Origin of the sequence: Shigella sp. FC1661 (assembly GCF_001712525.1) — a bacterium.
GTDB classification, from domain to species: Bacteria; Pseudomonadota; Gammaproteobacteria; order Enterobacterales; family Enterobacteriaceae; genus Escherichia; species Escherichia coli.
Window position 1 is genome coordinate 1 of the sequence record NZ_MDGW01000244.1, and the last position, 14,913, is coordinate 14,913.

At 51.5% G+C, this 14,913-nt stretch carries 15 protein-coding genes and 1 pseudogene; 11 read left to right on the forward strand and 5 right to left on the reverse strand.

Features of this window, described 5'->3' with window-relative positions; genetic code table 11:
- From BFF42_RS14415 to ybhA, 3 genes are all read left to right on the forward strand, one after another.
- A partial coding sequence (locus tag BFF42_RS14415; protein WP_039060271.1) for an IS3 family transposase occupies positions 1 to 534 on the forward strand: 534 nt, incomplete at its 5' end.
- Entirely contained in the window at positions 464 to 1,150 is a 687-nt protein-coding gene (locus BFF42_RS27780) for a tyrosine-type recombinase/integrase (RefSeq protein ID WP_012421354.1), read from the forward strand. The genes BFF42_RS14415 and BFF42_RS27780, both read left to right, overlap by 71 nt.
- Positions 1,151 to 1,385: 235 nt before the next feature.
- On the forward strand, positions 1,386 to 2,204 hold the full coding sequence (gene ybhA / locus BFF42_RS14425) for a bifunctional pyridoxal phosphate/fructose-1,6-bisphosphate phosphatase (RefSeq protein WP_012421454.1): 819 nt from the start codon (positions 1,386 to 1,388) through the stop codon (positions 2,202 to 2,204).
- Here ybhA and modC read toward each other — a convergent pair whose 3' ends face one another.
- The 4 genes and pseudogenes from modC to acrZ all read right to left on the reverse strand — a co-directional run bounded on the left by modC (position 2,205) and on the right by acrZ (position 5,042).
- A complete protein-coding gene (modC, locus tag BFF42_RS14430; RefSeq protein WP_000891683.1) occupies positions 2,205 to 3,263 on the reverse strand; it encodes a molybdenum ABC transporter ATP-binding protein ModC in 1,059 nt (352 codons plus the stop codon).
- Between the two features lie 2 nt (positions 3,264 to 3,265).
- Positions 3,266 to 3,954 (reverse strand): annotated as a pseudogene (gene modB / locus BFF42_RS14435) (molybdate ABC transporter permease subunit).
- Positions 3,954 to 4,727 (reverse strand): molybdate ABC transporter substrate-binding protein, encoded by a 774-nt coding sequence (gene modA / locus BFF42_RS14440; protein ID WP_000101999.1) that lies wholly within the window; start codon positions 4,725 to 4,727, stop codon positions 3,954 to 3,956. The pseudogene modB and the gene modA overlap by 1 nt, the downstream one beginning before the upstream one ends.
- 165 nt (positions 4,728 to 4,892) lie before the next feature.
- Positions 4,893 to 5,042, reverse strand: a complete 150-nt coding sequence (acrZ, locus tag BFF42_RS14445) for a multidrug efflux pump accessory protein AcrZ (protein ID WP_000891515.1) — start codon at positions 5,040 to 5,042, stop codon at positions 4,893 to 4,895.
- Positions 5,043 to 5,170: 128 nt separating this feature from the next.
- Here acrZ and modE point away from each other — a divergent pair, with 128 nt between their 5' ends.
- The 7 genes from modE to gpmA all read left to right on the forward strand — a co-directional run bounded on the left by modE (position 5,171) and on the right by gpmA (position 12,972).
- Complete coding sequence (gene modE, locus BFF42_RS14450) at positions 5,171 to 5,959, forward strand: molybdenum-dependent transcriptional regulator (protein ID WP_001147440.1); 789 nt, start codon at positions 5,171 to 5,173, stop codon at positions 5,957 to 5,959.
- 67 nt (positions 5,960 to 6,026) lie between these two features.
- Positions 6,027 to 7,499: a molybdate ABC transporter ATP-binding protein ModF gene (modF, locus tag BFF42_RS14455; RefSeq protein WP_000096867.1), complete on the forward strand. Its 1,473-nt coding sequence runs from the start codon at positions 6,027 to 6,029 to the stop codon at positions 7,497 to 7,499.
- 260 nt (positions 7,500 to 7,759) lie between these two features.
- Positions 7,760 to 8,776 carry a UDP-glucose 4-epimerase GalE gene (gene galE, locus BFF42_RS14460; protein ID WP_001265437.1) on the forward strand — a complete coding sequence of 339 codons (1,017 nt, stop codon included), beginning with the start codon at positions 7,760 to 7,762 and terminating at the stop codon, positions 8,774 to 8,776.
- A 9-nt stretch (positions 8,777 to 8,785) separates the two neighbouring features.
- Entirely contained in the window at positions 8,786 to 9,832 is a 1,047-nt protein-coding gene (gene galT, locus BFF42_RS14465; RefSeq protein ID WP_039060054.1) for a galactose-1-phosphate uridylyltransferase, read from the forward strand.
- 3 nt (positions 9,833 to 9,835) lie between these two features.
- Positions 9,836 to 10,984, forward strand: coding sequence for a galactokinase (galK, locus tag BFF42_RS14470; RefSeq protein ID WP_000053444.1), 1,149 nt, complete (start codon positions 9,836 to 9,838; stop codon positions 10,982 to 10,984).
- Positions 10,978 to 12,018, forward strand: a complete 1,041-nt coding sequence (galM, locus tag BFF42_RS14475; protein ID WP_000931389.1) for a galactose-1-epimerase — start codon at positions 10,978 to 10,980, stop codon at positions 12,016 to 12,018. Before galK ends, galM begins: the two co-directional genes overlap by 7 nt.
- Positions 12,019 to 12,219: 201 nt before the next feature.
- Complete coding sequence (gpmA, locus tag BFF42_RS14480; RefSeq protein ID WP_001295305.1) at positions 12,220 to 12,972, forward strand: 2,3-diphosphoglycerate-dependent phosphoglycerate mutase; 753 nt, start codon at positions 12,220 to 12,222, stop codon at positions 12,970 to 12,972.
- Between the two features lie 157 nt (positions 12,973 to 13,129).
- Here the strand turns inward: gpmA and aroG are convergent, their stop codons facing one another.
- Entirely contained in the window at positions 13,130 to 14,182 is a 1,053-nt protein-coding gene (aroG, locus tag BFF42_RS14485; protein ID WP_001109196.1) for a 3-deoxy-7-phosphoheptulonate synthase AroG, read from the reverse strand.
- Between the two features lie 315 nt (positions 14,183 to 14,497).
- Between aroG and BFF42_RS14490 the strand changes: the two genes are divergently transcribed.
- Entirely contained in the window at positions 14,498 to 14,878 is a 381-nt protein-coding gene (locus tag BFF42_RS14490; protein ID WP_000784361.1) for a YbgS-like family protein, read from the forward strand.
- The last annotated feature ends 35 nt before the right edge of the window (positions 14,879 to 14,913 follow it).

A 14,913-nucleotide genomic window follows, 5' to 3' on the forward strand; every position in this document is an offset into this window, starting at 1 on the left:
AGGCAGTTCGCCGTGACCGAGCCAAATCAGGTGTGGTGCGGTGATGTGACCTGTATCTGGACGGGTAAGCGCTGGGCGTACCTCGCCGTTGTTCTCGACCTGTTCGCAAGAAAACCAGTGGGCTGGGCCATGTCGTTCTCGCCGGACAGCAGGCTCACCATGAAAGCGCTGGAAATGGCATGGGAAACCCGTGGTAAGCCCGGCGGGGTGATGTTCCACAGCGATCAGGGCAGTCATTATACGAGCAGGCAGTTCCGGCAGTTATTGTGGCGATACCAGATCAGACAGAGTATGAGCCGGCGCGGAAACTGCTGGGATAACAGCCCAATGGAACGCTTCTTCAGGAGTCTGAAGAACGAATGGATGCCGGTGGTGGGTTACGTAAGCTTCAGCGAGGCAGCTCACGCCATAACGGACTATATCGTTGGATATTACAGCGCACTAAGACCGCACGAATATAACGGTGGGTTACCCCCAAACGAATCGGAAAATCGATACTGGAAAAACTCTAACTCGGTGGCCAGTTTTTGTTGACCACTTCACAGACATTTTTAAAACAGCTATAGCTTCTGGTCTTGCCGAAGAAGATCCAGCTTCTGCAACCAGGCCATTCAGAACTGAAGTGAAGCGCAGTCGACTGTTAATTGACGAGTATCTGTTAATCAGGAAAATAGCAGACGTCCAGAACGAATGGTTCGGCCTTTGCATGGATCTTGCACTGGTAACAGGACAGCGCGAAGGAGATCTGGCGGCTATGAGATGGGAGGATATAAGAGATGGCAGGCTATACGTGGAACAACAAAAAACAGGGGCAAAAATTCGCATTTCTCTCCCCACCACGATTTCCAGATTGAATTTAACACTTACCGATGTACTGGATAACTTGAAAAAAATAAACGGTAAAAACGAAAAGTTACTCGGAGGGAAGACAGCCAGGACAATCGCAGCACAGTTCAGGATTGCCCGAGACACATCCGGATTGAAATGGGAAGGTGACCCACCGCCATTTCATGAAATCCGAAGTTTATCCGGTCGCCTGCACTCAGCAGAAAAAGGCAGTGATTTCACTCAGGCGCTCCTTGGACATCGTTCATCCAGCATGACGGATAAATACCGTGACGGACGAGGGAGGGAATGGAAAGACATTTAGAATTAATTTCGAACGATTTCGAAACACCACTTGTAATTAATTGATTATAAAGGATTAATTCCTAAGAGGCATTTGCTTCATGAATGCTCCTTTGCATTTAGCAACTGACTGTAACAGCTAAAATTAGTCGCTTTTGGCGGTGAATGCTGAATTAAAACGCAGAATTTTGTCCGATAGTGGTATCGGTGTACCATTCGCGCAGACGAAAATTCTTAACCTTAATCTGGAATACGCCATGACCACACGCGTGATTGCTCTCGACTTAGACGGCACCTTATTGACCCCGAAAAAGACCCTGCTTCCTTCATCGATAGAAGCCCTGGCCCGCGCTCGCGAAGCAGGCTATCAATTAATCATCATCACAGGTCGCCATCACGTCGCTATTCATCCTTTTTATCAGGCGCTGGCGCTGGATACACCTGCTATTTGCTGTAATGGCACCTATTTGTATGATTATCATGCAAAAACCGTGCTGGAAGCGGACCCAATGCCCGTTAATAAAGCCCTGCAACTCATTGAGATGCTGAATGAACACCACATTCACGGTCTGATGTATGTGGATGATGCAATGGTCTATGAGCACCCGACCGGGCATGTCATTCGCACGTCTAACTGGGCGCAAACCCTGCCGCCGGAACAGCGTCCGACTTTCACACAAGTCGCTTCTCTGGCTGAAACGGCGCAACAAGTTAACGCCGTATGGAAGTTCGCCCTGACGCACGATGACATGCCGCAATTGCAGCATTTTGGTAAGCATGTCGAACATGAACTGGGACTGGAGTGTGAATGGTCCTGGCACGATCAGGTTGATATTGCACGCGGCGGCAACAGCAAAGGTAAACGTTTGACGAAATGGGTTGAGGCGCAAGGCTGGTCGATGGAAAACGTCGTGGCGTTCGGCGATAACTTTAATGATATCAGTATGCTGGAGGCCGCTGGTACAGGCGTGGCGATGGGCAACGCCGATGACGCGGTAAAAGCGCGCGCCAACATTGTGATTGGTGATAACACCACCGACAGCATTGCCCAGTTCATTTATAGCCACCTGATTTAATCAGGCGGTTATCGACACACTTTTAATTTGCGCGTACAGCCACAGGCCTGGTTTGATCGCCAGTTCATCCCTGGCCCACGGGCTGATACGCGCCCACAGCGTTTTACCGCCGACTTCCAGCTCCACTTCCACCTGACCGTTGTCGTCATAACTATTAACAACTTTTGCCCGCAATACGTTACGAATGCTGGTTTGCTGCGGCGGTTGTAAAACCAGAGAAACATCGGAAGCCTGAATGCGGATACGTAGCGCAGCTTGCAGCGGTTCGTCCAGCTTATTGACCCACAAATGCTGATCGCCCAGCGCCAGCGCGGTCATCGCGTAATGCGGATGATGCTCAAGCACCGTCACTTTCAGAATGCTACTTTGTTGCTCTTTCGGCAGCCACGGATTCATCACGCTACTACCCCAGACTTCTTCCAGTGCGCCAAAGGCTTTCACCTGACCGTTTTCCAGTACCATCACTCTGTCTGCCAGATGGAGGATCTCATCCAGCGAATGGCTGACATACAACATCGGGATGTTGATTTCCCGCGTCAGACGTTGCAGATAAGGCAACAGTTCGCGTTTACGCGGAATATCCAGTGACGCCAGCGGTTCATCCAGCAACAGCAATTCTGGTGCCGTCAGCAAAGCCCGCCCAATCGCTACGCGCTGTTTTTCGCCTCCGGACAGGCTGCCTGGTAAACGGTCAAGCAACGGTTCAATGCCTAAAAGCGCCACCAGCTTATCGAACTGATCGACCATGCTTTTCGCCATGCCGTAGCGCAGATTGCCACGCACTTTGTAATGCGGAAACAGCCGCGCATCCTGAAAAACATAGCCAACGCGACGCTTTTCTGGCGTCAGGCAGATACCTTTTTCGGCATCATTTAGTACCCGACCATTGAGGACAATCCTCCCTTTTTGCGGGCGCGTCAGTCCACTGATGGCGTTAATCAGCGAAGTTTTTCCGGCACCGGAGACGCCAAAAATAGCAGTGATGCCATTGGCGGGCAGCGTTTCATTAATAGTCAGGCAATGGTTGCCCAACGTCTGGGAAAAATTCAGTTCCAGCATGATTAGCGCCCCGCCCGTTCACGGCTGATTCTGGCCAGCCATTCTGAAATCAACAGGGAGATCATCGCCAGCGCAATAGAAATAATGCACAGTCTCGCCGCGCCACTTTCCCCGCCGGGGTCTGGATCAGGGTATACATGGCAGAGGGAATGGTTCGCGTTTCGCCAGGAATGTTCGACACAAAGGTGATGGTTGCACCAAACTCACCGAGAGAACGAGCAAAAGCCAGTACCGTACCAACAATAATTCCCGGTAAGGTCAGCGGTAACGTGATAGTAAAGAAAACGCGCCAGCGCCCGGCACCTAGTGTTCTTGCGGCCTGTTCGAGTTTGACATCAACCCCTTCCAGCGCCAGACGAATTGCCCGCACCATCAGCGGAAACGACATGACGGCGGCAGCGAGAACCGCGCCGCGCCAGCTAAAGGCGAAGGTAATACCAAACCAGTCATACAGACGTTCACCGATAAATCCGCGCCGTCCCATCGAAACTAATAATAAGTAACCGACGACCACGGGCGGTAACACCAGCGGTAGATGCAGTACGCTGTCGAGCAGAGCTTTGCCCGGAAACGTGCAACGCACTAGTAACCAGGCAAAAAAGATCCCAAACGGCAGGCTAAACAGCACAGCCAGGGAAGAAACTTTCAGGCTTAATAAAACTGCCTGCCATTCTGGATCGGTCAGTATCATTACTTGGTTGTAAATCCGTAACGTTTAAAGATTTCCGCTGCCTGCGGTCCCTTCAGATAATCATAAAATGCTTTCACTGTCGCATTGTTATGCCCTTCCACAACAGCAACCGGATATTCCACTTTTTTATGTGAATCTTCCGGGAAGGTGGCAACCACTTTTACCCCTTTGCTGACAACTGCGTCAGAACCGTAAACAATGCCCAACGGCGCTTCATTGCGTTCGACCAACGCCAGCGCGCCACGAACATCTTCCGCCGGAGCCAATTTCGGGGAGAGCGTATCCCATGCGCCCAGTTTTTGCAGTGCTTCTTTTGCATAAATGCCAGCAGGGACATGTTCCGGATCGCCAACCGCGAGGCGACCGCCATTCAGCAGCGAAGTCCAGTTAGTTGTGCTGTCGATGATGAAATCTTTCTGCTCGCTGGCTTTCGGTGCTACAACGACCAGGCTATTGCCGAGCAGTGTCTGCCGCGAAGCCGTATCGATCGCTTTTTTATCAACCGCATAATCCATCCATTTCTGATCGGCAGAGATAAACAGATCCGCAGGCGCTCCCGCTTCAATCTGACGGGCCAGAGTAGATGACGAAGCGAAAGAAGAAACCACATCCACGCCTTTTTCTTTTTTATACTGCGTAGCAATGTCCTGCATTGCGTTAGTCAGTGATGCGGCGGCGAACACCGTGATTTTCCCTTCATCTGCCAGTGTATTGCCAGCAACAGCGAAAGAGAGTGCCGCCCCGGCAAACAAGTTCAACCATTTACGAGCCATTGGTAACCCCTTAATGTAACGTTATATAGGTGACAACATAACGGCTAGCTCAGAATTTTCCCAGCAGTTATTGCTAACCTTTGTGAGGTAGATAAGAAAAAATATCGGCTGGAAAAGCAGGAAGTTGAGAAAAAGAAATGCCCGACTAAGTGGGCATTCAGGGAATCAATGATTTTGTCCGGGCTGGTCTTTTTTACCAACACCAGAAAAGATGTTGAATACTTCACCAAGACCGTAAATCAGACCCAGGATGATGGCCATCACGACAGGTACCATGATTACGGCGAATACCAGACTTTTTAATAACTCTAACATGGTCAACTCCAGATATAGTCATGAGACTATTCTAACCGCTAAGCACAGAAAAGCACTCCCCTTTTGTGCGGTCAGCTTTGCGTGGCGTTCGTTTTCCGTCACAATAAGACTTTTGCCAGGACATTGTTATGCAGGCCGAAATCCTTCTCACCCTTAAGCTCCAACAAAAATTATTCGCCGACCCGCGCCGGATTTCGCTACTAAAACACATTGCGCTTTCCGGTTCCATTAGCCAGGGAGCGAAAGATGCCGGTATCAGCTATAAAAGCGCCTGGGATGCCATTAACGAGATGAATCAGTTAAGCGAGCATATTCTGGTTGAGCGCGCAACAGGCGGTAAAGGTGGCGGCGGCGCAGTACTGACCCGCTATGGTCAGCGACTGATTCAGCTCTATGACTTACTGGCGCAAATCCAGCAAAAAGCCTTTGATGTGTTAAGTGACGATGACGCCCTGCCGCTGAACAGCCTGCTGGCCGCGATCTCACGTTTTTCACTGCAAACCAGCGCCCGTAACCAGTGGTTCGGTACCATCACCGCCCGCGATCATGATGACGTTCAACAGCATGTTGATGTCTTACTGGCTGACGGAAAAACACGCCTGAAAGTCGCAATTACCGCACAAAGCGGCGCACGTCTGGGGCTGGATGAAGGCAAAGAAGTGTTGATATTGCTAAAAGCGCCGTGGGTAGGCATTACTCAGGACGAAGCGGTCGCACAAAACGCCAACAACCAATTACCGGGTATTATTAGTCATATTGAGCGCGGCGCAGAGCAGTGCGAAGTATTAATGGCGCTACCCGACGGGCAAACACTGTGCGCCACAGTGCCGGTAAATGAAGCGACTTCTCTTCAGCAAGGGCAGAATGTCACGGCCTACTTTAATGCCGACAGCGTGATTATCGCCACGCTGTGCTAAGCGTGTTGACAATTTGTTATGAAACACGTATCCCTGTCAGTAATCGCTGCACAAAATGGGATATAATATGTCATCGTTGCAAATTTTGCAAGGCACGTTTCGTCTTAGCGACACAAAAACGCTGCAATTGCCTCAGCTAACGTTAAACGCGGGTGATAGTTGGGCGTTTGTCGGTTCGAATGGAAGCGGGAAATCGGCCCTGGCCCGCGCGCTGGCGGGGGAACTTCCGCTTTTGAAAGGTGAACGGCAAAGCCAGTTTTCCCACATCACTCGTCTCTCCTTCGAGCAATTGCAAAAACTCGTCAGCGACGAATGGCAGCGGAATAACACCGATATGCTCGGCCCTGGCGAAGATGACACCGGACGCACTACGGCTGAGATCATTCAGGATGAAGTAAAGGATGCACCGCGTTGCATGCAACTGGCGCAGCAGTTCGGTATTACCGCCCTCCTCGACCGACGCTTTAAATACCTTTCCACTGGCGAGACGCGAAAAACCCTGCTGTGTCAGGCGCTGATGTCGGAGCCTGACTTGTTGATTCTTGATGAGCCGTTCGATGGCCTGGATGTTGCCTCACGTCAGCAGCTGGCTGAGCGACTCGCCTCGTTACATCAGTCCGGTATTACTCTGGTACTGGTGCTCAATCGCTTCGATGAGATCCCGGAGTTTGTCCAGTTTGCTGGCGTGCTGGCGGATTGCACGTTAGCGGAAACTGGCGCTAAAGAGGAACTGCTCCAACAAGCACTCGTCGCGCAACTGGCACATAGTGAACAGCTTGAAGGTGTGCAACTGCCGGAGCCGGATGAACCTTCAGCACGTCACGCCTTACCCGCCAACGAACCGCGCATTGTGCTGAACAATGGCGTGGTTTCTTATAACGATCGCCCCATTCTTAATAACCTTAGCTGGCAGGTGAATCCAGGTGAACACTGGCAAATTGTCGGGCCAAATGGTGCAGGAAAATCGACGTTATTAAGCCTGGTTACTGGCGATCATCCGCAAGGTTACAGCAACGATTTGACGCTTTTCGGACGACGTCGCGGCAGCGGCGAAACCATCTGGGATATCAAAAAGCATATCGGTTACGTCAGCAGTAGTTTGCATCTGGATTACCGGGTCAGCACTACCGTGCGTAATGTGATTCTTTCTGGCTATTTTGATTCGATTGGCATTTATCAGGCCGTTTCGGATCGCCAGCAAAAACTGGTGCAGCAGTGGCTGGATATTCTCGGCATTGATAAACGTACGGCTGACGCTCCGTTCCATAGTCTTTCCTGGGGACAGCAGCATCTGGCGCTGATCGTCCGCGCACTGGTGAAACATCCGACGTTGCTTATTCTCGATGAACCACTACAGGGGCTTGATCCGCTCAATCGCCAGCTTATCCGCCGTTTTGTTGATGTGCTGATTAGCGAAGGTGAAACGCAATTGTTGTTTGTTTCGCACCACGCTGAAGATGCGCCTGCCTGTATTACCCATCGCCTTGAGTTCGTGCCGGACGGTGGACTCTATCGCTATGTGCTGACAAAAATATATTGAGTCGGTAGTGCTGACCTTGCCGGAGGCGGCCTAAGCGCCCTCTCCGGCCAACGGTTCGACGCATGCAGGCATGAAACCGCTTCTTTTTTCAGATAAAAAGCGCAATCATTCATAAACCCTCTGTTTTATAATCACTTAATCGCGCATAAAAAACGGCTAAATTCTTGTGTAAACGATTCCACTAATTTATTCCATGTCACACTTTTCGCATCTTTGTTATGCTATGGTTATTTCATACCATAAGCCTAATGGAGCGAATTATGAGAGTTCTGGTTACCGGTGGTAGCGGTTACATTGGAAGTCATACCTGCGTGCAATTACTGCAAAACGGTCATGATGTCATCATTCTTGATAACCTCTGTAACAGTAAGCGCAGCGTACTGCCTGTTATCGAGCGTTTAGGCGGCAAACATCCAACGTTTGTTGAAGGCGATATTCGTAACGAAGCGTTGATGACCGAGATCCTGCACGATCACGCTATCGACACCGTGATCCACTTCGCCGGGCTGAAAGCCGTTGGCGAATCGGTACAAAAACCGCTGGAATATTACGACAACAATGTCAACGGTACTCTGCGCCTGATTAGCGCCATGCGCGCCGCTAACGTCAAAAACTTTATTTTTAGCTCCTCCGCCACCGTTTATGGCGATCAGCCCAAAATTCCATACGTTGAAAGCTTCCCGACCGGCACACCGCAAAGCCCTTACGGCAAAAGCAAGCTGATGGTGGAACAGATCCTCACCGATCTGCAAAAAGCCCAGCCGGACTGGAGCATTGCCCTGCTGCGCTACTTCAACCCGGTTGGCGCGCATCCGTCGGGCGATATGGGCGAAGATCCGCAAGGCATTCCGAATAACCTGATGCCATACATCGCCCAGGTTGCTGTAGGCCGTCGCGACTCGCTGGCGATTTTTGGTAACGATTATCCGACCGAAGATGGTACTGGCGTACGCGATTACATCCACGTAATGGATCTGGCGGACGGTCACGTCGTGGCGATGGAAAAACTGGCGAACAAGCCAGGCGTACACATCTACAACCTCGGCGCTGGCATAGGCAGCAGCGTGCTGGACGTGGTTAATGCCTTCAGCAAAGCCTGCGGCAAACCGGTTAACTATCATTTTGCACCGCGTCGCGAGGGCGACCTTCCGGCCTACTGGGCGGACGCCAGCAAAGCCGACCGTGAACTGAACTGGCGCGTAACGCGCACACTCGATGAAATGGCGCAGGACACCTGGCACTGGCAGTCACGCCATCCACAGGGATATCCCGATTAAGGAACGACCATGACGCAATTTAATCCCGTTGATCATCCACATCGCCGCTACAACCCGCTCACCGGGCAATGGATTCTGGTTTCACCGCACCGCGCTAAGCGCCCCTGGCAGGGGGCGCAGGAAACGCCAGCCAAACAGGTGTTACCTGCGCACGATCCAGATTGCTTCCTCTGCGCAGGTAATGTGCGGGTGACAGGCGATAAAAACCACGATTACACCGGGACTTACGTTTTCACTAATGACTTTGCGGCCTTGATGTCTGACACGCCAGATGCGCCAGAAAGCAACGATCCTTTGATGCGTTGCCAGAGCGCGCACGGTACCAGCCGGGTGATCTGCTTTTCACCGGATCACAGTAAAACGTTGCCAGAACTGAGCGTTGCGGCATTGACGGAAATCGTCAAAACCTGGCAGGAGCAAACCGCAGAGCTGGGAAAAACGTACCCGTGGGTGCAGGTCTTTGAAAACAAAGGTGCGGCGATGGGCTGCTCTAACCCGCATCCGCACGGACAGATTTGGGCAAATAGCTTCCTGCCTAACGAAGCTGAGCGCGAAGACCGCCTGCAAAAAGAATATTTTGCCGAACAGAAATCACCAATGCTGGTGGATTATGTTCAGCGCGAGCTGGCAGACGGTAGCCGTACCGTTGTCGAAACCGAACACTGGTTAGCCGTTGTGCCTTACTGGGCTGCCTGGCCGTTCGAAACGCTACTGCTGCCCAAAGCCCACGTTTTGCGGATCACCGATTTGACCGACGCCCAGCGCAGCGATTTGGCGCTGGCGTTGAAAAAGCTGACCAGTCGTTATGACAACCTCTTCCAGTGCTCCTTCCCCTACTCTATGGGCTGGCACGGCGCACCATTTAATGGCGAAGAGAATCAACACTGGCAGCTGCACGCGCACTTTTATCCGCCTCTGCTGCGCTCCGCCACCGTACGTAAATTTATGGTTGGTTATGAAATGCTGGCAGAGACCCAGCGAGACCTGACCGCAGAACAGGCAGCAGAGCGTTTGCGCGCAGTCAGCGATATCCATTTTCGCGAATCCGGAGTGTAAGAAATGAGTCTGAAAGAAAAAACACAATCTCTGTTTGCCAACGCATTTGGCTACCCTGCCACTCACACCATTCAGGCGCCTGGCCGCGTGAATTTGATTGGTGAACACACGGACTACAACGACGGTTTCGTTCTGCCCTGCGCGATTGATTATCAAACCGTGATCAGCTGTGCACCACGCGATGACCGTAAAGTTCGCGTGATGGCAGCCGATTATGAAAATCAGCTCGACGAGTTTTCCCTCAATGCGCCCATTGTCGCGCATGAAAACTATCAATGGGCGAACTACGTTCGTGGCGTGGTGAAACATCTGCAACTGCGTAACAACAGCTTCGGCGGTGTGGACATGGTGATCAGCGGCAATGTGCCGCAGGGTGCCGGGTTAAGTTCTTCCGCTTCACTGGAAGTCGCGGTCGGAACCGTATTGCAGCAGCTTTATCATCTGCCGCTGGACGGCGCACAAATCGCGCTTAACGGTCAGGAAGCAGAAAACCAGTTTGTTGGCTGTAACTGCGGGATCATGGATCAGCTAATTTCCGCACTCGGCAAGAAAGATCATTCCTTGCTGATTGACTGTCGTTCACTGGGGACCAAAGCAGTTTCCATGCCGAAAGGTGTGGCTGTCGTCATCATCAACAGTAACTTCAAACGTACCCTGGTTGGCAGCGAATACAACACCCGTCGTGAACAGTGCGAAACCGGTGCGCGTTTCTTCCAGCAGCCAGCCCTGCGCGATGTCACCATTGAAGAGTTCAATGCTGTTGCACATGAGCTGGACCCAATCGTGGCGAAACGCGTGCGGCATATCCTGACTGAAAACGCCCGCACCGTTGAAGCTGCCAGCGCGCTGGAGCAGGGCGACCTGAAACGTATGGGCGAGTTGATGGCGGAGTCTCATGCCTCTATGCGCGATGATTTCGAAATCACCGTGCCGCAAATTGACACTCTGGTAGAAATCGTCAAAGCTGTGATTGGCGACAAAGGTGGCGTACGCATGACCGGCGGCGGATTTGGCGGCTGTATCGTCGCGTTGATCCCGGAAGAGCTGGTGCCTGCCGTACAGCAAGCTGTCGCTGAACAATATGAAGCAAAAATAGGTATTAAAGAGACTTTTTACGTTTGTAAACCATCACAAGGAGCAGGACAGTGCTGAACGAAACTCCCGCACTGGCACCCGATGGTCAGCCGTACCGACTGTTAACTTTGCGTAACAACGCAGGGATGGTAGTCACGCTGATGGACTGGGGTGCGACTTTACTTTCAGCCCGTATTCCGCTTTCCGATGGCAGCGTCCGCGAGGCGCTGCTCGGCTGTGCCAGCCCGGAATGCTATCAGGATCAGGCCGCGTTTCTGGGGGCCTCTATTGGTCGTTATGCCAACCGCATCGCCAATAGCCGTTATACCTTTGACGGTGAAACCGTGACCCTTTCGCCAAGTCAGGGCGTTAACCAGCTGCACGGCGGCCCGGAAGGGTTCGACAAACGTCGCTGGCAGATTGTGAACCAGAACGATCGTCAGGTGCTGTTTGCCCTGAGTTCAGATGATGGCGATCAGGGCTTCCCGGGTAATCTCGGCGCAACGGTGCAATATCGTCTGACCGACGATAACCGTATCTCCATTACTTATCGCGCCACAGTTGATAAACCTTGCCCGGTGAATATGACTAATCACGTCTATTTCAATCTTGACGGCGAGCAGTCTGACGTGCGCAATCACAAGTTGCAGATTCTGGCGGACGAATATCTGCCGGTTGATGAAGGCGGCATTCCGCACGACGGCCTGAAATCTGTCGCCGGAACGTCTTTTGATTTCCGCAGCGCCAAAATCATCGCCAGTGAGTTTCTTGCCGACGACGATCAGCGCAAAGTGAAAGGTTACGATCACGCATTCTTGTTACAGGCCAAAGGCGATGGCAAGAAAGTGGCGGCGCATGTCTGGTCAGCAGATGAAAAATTGCAGCTGAAGGTCTACACCACCGCTCCGGCTCTGCAATTCTACTCCGGCAACTTCCTCGGCGGCACACCGTCGCGGGGAACAGAACCTTACGCCGACTGGCAAGGGCTGGCGTTGGAAAGCGAGTTTCTGCCGGACAGCCCGAACCACCCTGAATGGCCGCAACCGGACTGCTTCCTGCGTCCTGGCGAAGAGTATTCCAGCCTGACGGAATATCAGTTTATTGCTGAGTAATGTTAAGCCCTCGTCATGAGGGCTTTATCTCATATTGTTCAAATCACCAGCAAACACCGACATATTTGCAACTCAATATTCACAACAACCTTACACTGCGCCACTATTTTCGCTATGGTTATGCGTAAGCATTGCTGTTGCTTCGTCGCGGCAATATAATGAGAATTATTATCATTAAAAGATGATTTGAGGAGTAAGTATATGGCTGTAACTAAGCTGGTTCTGGTTCGTCATGGCGAAAGTCAGTGGAACAAAGAAAACCGTTTCACCGGTTGGTACGACGTGGATCTGTCTGAGAAAGGCGTAAGCGAAGCAAAAGCAGCAGGTAAGCTGCTGAAAGAGGAAGGTTACAGCTTTGACTTTGCTTACACTTCTGTGCTGAAACGCGCTATCCATACCCTGTGGAATGTGCTGGACGAACTGGATCAGGCATGGCTGCCCGTTGAGAAATCCTGGAAACTGAACGAACGTCACTACGGTGCGTTGCAGGGTCTGAACAAAGCGGAAACTGCTGAAAAGTATGGCGACGAGCAGGTGAAACAGTGGCGTCGTGGTTTTGCAGTGACTCCGCCGGAACTGACTAAAGATGATGAGCGTTATCCGGGTCACGATCCGCGTTACGCGAAACTGAGCGAGAAAGAACTGCCGCTGACGGAAAGCCTGGCGCTGACCATTGACCGCGTGATCCCTTACTGGAATGAAACTATTCTACCGCGTATGAAGAGCGGTGAGCGCGTAATCATCGCCGCACACGGTAACTCCCTGCGTGCGCTGGTGAAATATCTTGATAACATGAGCGAAGAAGAGATTCTTGAGCTGAATATCCCGACTGGCGTGCCGCTGGTGTATGAGTTCGACGAGAATTTCAAACCGCTGAAACGCTATTATCTGGGTAATGCTGACGAGATCGCAGCGAAAGCAGCGGCGGTTGCAAACCAGGGTAAAGCGAAGTAAACGTCATTCGTTTAAAATGAGAAAGCCGACTGCAAGTGAGTCGGCTTTTTTGTTGCTAACAATGGAGCACATTGCCTGATGCGACGCTGCGCGACTTATCAGGCCTGTGGTGATTCATCGGATACGCCACTCTGACGGCGCATCCGACAATTAAACCTTACCCGCGACGCGCTTTTACTGCATTCGCCAGTTGACGTAACAGAGCATCGGTATCTTCCCAGCCGATGCAGGCATCGGTGATGCTCTTACCGTAGGCCAGCGGCTCCCCGCTCTCGAGGCTCTGATTGCCTTCCACCAGATGGCTTTCCACCATCACGCCAATAATGGCCTTTTCGCCACCGGCAATCTGCTGGCAAACGTCAGCACAAACATCCATCTGCTTTTTGAATTGTTTGGACGAGTTAGCATGGCTGAAATCGATCATCACCTGTGCTGGCAGGCCTGCTTTGTTCAGCCCTTCTTTCACTTCAGCAACGTGCTTCGCGCTGTAGTTAGGCTCTTTACCGCCGCGCAGAATGATATGGCAATCGCCGTTACCGCTGGTATTCACAATCGCCGAATGCCCCCATTTCGTTACGGACAGGAAGCAGTGCGGCGCACCGGCGGCATTAATGGCATCGATAGCCACTTTAATCGTACCGTCGGTGCCATTTTTGAAGCCGACTGGACAAGAAAGCCCTGATGCCAGTTCGCGGTGCACCTGCGATTCGGTGGTACGTGCGCCAATTGCGCCCCAGCTCATCAGGTCAGCGAGATATTGTGGGGTGATCATATCGAGAAACTCACCCGCCGCTGGCAGACCGCTGTCGTTAATATCAAGCAGCAATTTACGGGCTATACGAAGACCGTCGTTGATCTGGAAGCTGTTATCCATATGCGGATCGTTAATCAGCCCTTTCCAGCCCACCGTGGTACGCGGCTTTTCAAAATAGACGCGCATTACGATTTCCAGCTCATCTTTCAGCTCTTCACGCAGCGCCAGCAAGCGAGTGGCATACTCTTTAGCCGCGACAGGATCATGAATTGAGCACGGGCCAATCACCACCAACAGGCGATCATCATTACCTTTCAGGATCTTATGGATCGCTTTTCGGGCATGGGCAACCGTATTCGCGGCATTTTCAGTAGCGGGGAATTTTTCCAGCAATGCGACAGGAGGAAGTAACTCTTTGATTTCTTTGATGCGTAAATCGTCGTTCTGATAATTCATGTCTGTTCCAGTGTTGCCATACTTATCTTAGTGAATGCAATACTTCCAATCTATATCTTCCGTCAGAATGTGTAAACGGAGTTTTACATTATGAACGGATTAATCCTGGAATTAGCAAGAAAAACGCCAGATTGTCGCGAAAAACGAGATCTCTCCTACAATTTCTAACTGTAACTCCTTTGTTTGTTAATTATTTCAAGATTCTCTGCTGCGTTTCATAAACTGGCTGAAATCTTAAACCAATGCCTTATATTCACCTGCAAATGCACTGTTGGAAGAGGTTATCCGACATAACGACCATAACAGGAGCATCCTATGAAAATGACAAAACTGGCCACATTATTTCTGACTGCCACTCTAAGCCTTGCCAGCGGTGCCGCACTGGCTGCCGATAGCGGAGCGCAAACTAATAACGGCCAGGCAAACGCCGCAACTGATGCGGGCCAGGTAGCCCCTGACGCCCGTGAAAATGTCGCGCCAAATAACGTCGACAATAACGGGGTAAATACCGGTTCTGGCGGCACAATGCTGCATTCGGATGGTTCTTCAATGAACAATGACGGAATGACCAAAGATGAAGAGCACAAGAACACCATGTGCAAAGATGGTCGATGTCCGGATATCAATAAAAAGGTACAAACCGGTGATGGCATCAATAATGATGTCGATACCAAAACCGACGGTACCACGCAGTAACCCTGCAAAATAGCCAATAATGGGAGAGCGGAGTC

Excerpts from the sequence above, each read along its gene's own strand:
- ybhA (WP_012421454.1), top strand. The coding sequence starts at position 1,386 with ATGACCACACGCGTGATTGCTCTCGACTTAGACGGCACCTTATTGACC.
- modC (WP_000891683.1), bottom strand. The coding sequence starts at position 3,263 with ATGCTGGAACTGAATTTTTCCCAGACGTTGGGCAACCATTGCCTGACT.
- modA (WP_000101999.1), bottom strand. The coding sequence starts at position 4,727 with ATGGCTCGTAAATGGTTGAACTTGTTTGCCGGGGCGGCACTCTCTTTC.
- acrZ (WP_000891515.1), bottom strand. The coding sequence starts at position 5,042 with ATGTTAGAGTTATTAAAAAGTCTGGTATTCGCCGTAATCATGGTACCT.
- modE (WP_001147440.1), top strand. The coding sequence starts at position 5,171 with ATGCAGGCCGAAATCCTTCTCACCCTTAAGCTCCAACAAAAATTATTC.
- modF (WP_000096867.1), top strand. The coding sequence starts at position 6,027 with ATGTCATCGTTGCAAATTTTGCAAGGCACGTTTCGTCTTAGCGACACA.
- galE (WP_001265437.1), top strand. The coding sequence starts at position 7,760 with ATGAGAGTTCTGGTTACCGGTGGTAGCGGTTACATTGGAAGTCATACC.
- galT (WP_039060054.1), top strand. The coding sequence starts at position 8,786 with ATGACGCAATTTAATCCCGTTGATCATCCACATCGCCGCTACAACCCG.
- galK (WP_000053444.1), top strand. The coding sequence starts at position 9,836 with ATGAGTCTGAAAGAAAAAACACAATCTCTGTTTGCCAACGCATTTGGC.
- gpmA (WP_001295305.1), top strand. The coding sequence starts at position 12,220 with ATGGCTGTAACTAAGCTGGTTCTGGTTCGTCATGGCGAAAGTCAGTGG.
- aroG (WP_001109196.1), bottom strand. The coding sequence starts at position 14,182 with ATGAATTATCAGAACGACGATTTACGCATCAAAGAAATCAAAGAGTTA.
- BFF42_RS14490 (WP_000784361.1), top strand. The coding sequence starts at position 14,498 with ATGAAAATGACAAAACTGGCCACATTATTTCTGACTGCCACTCTAAGC.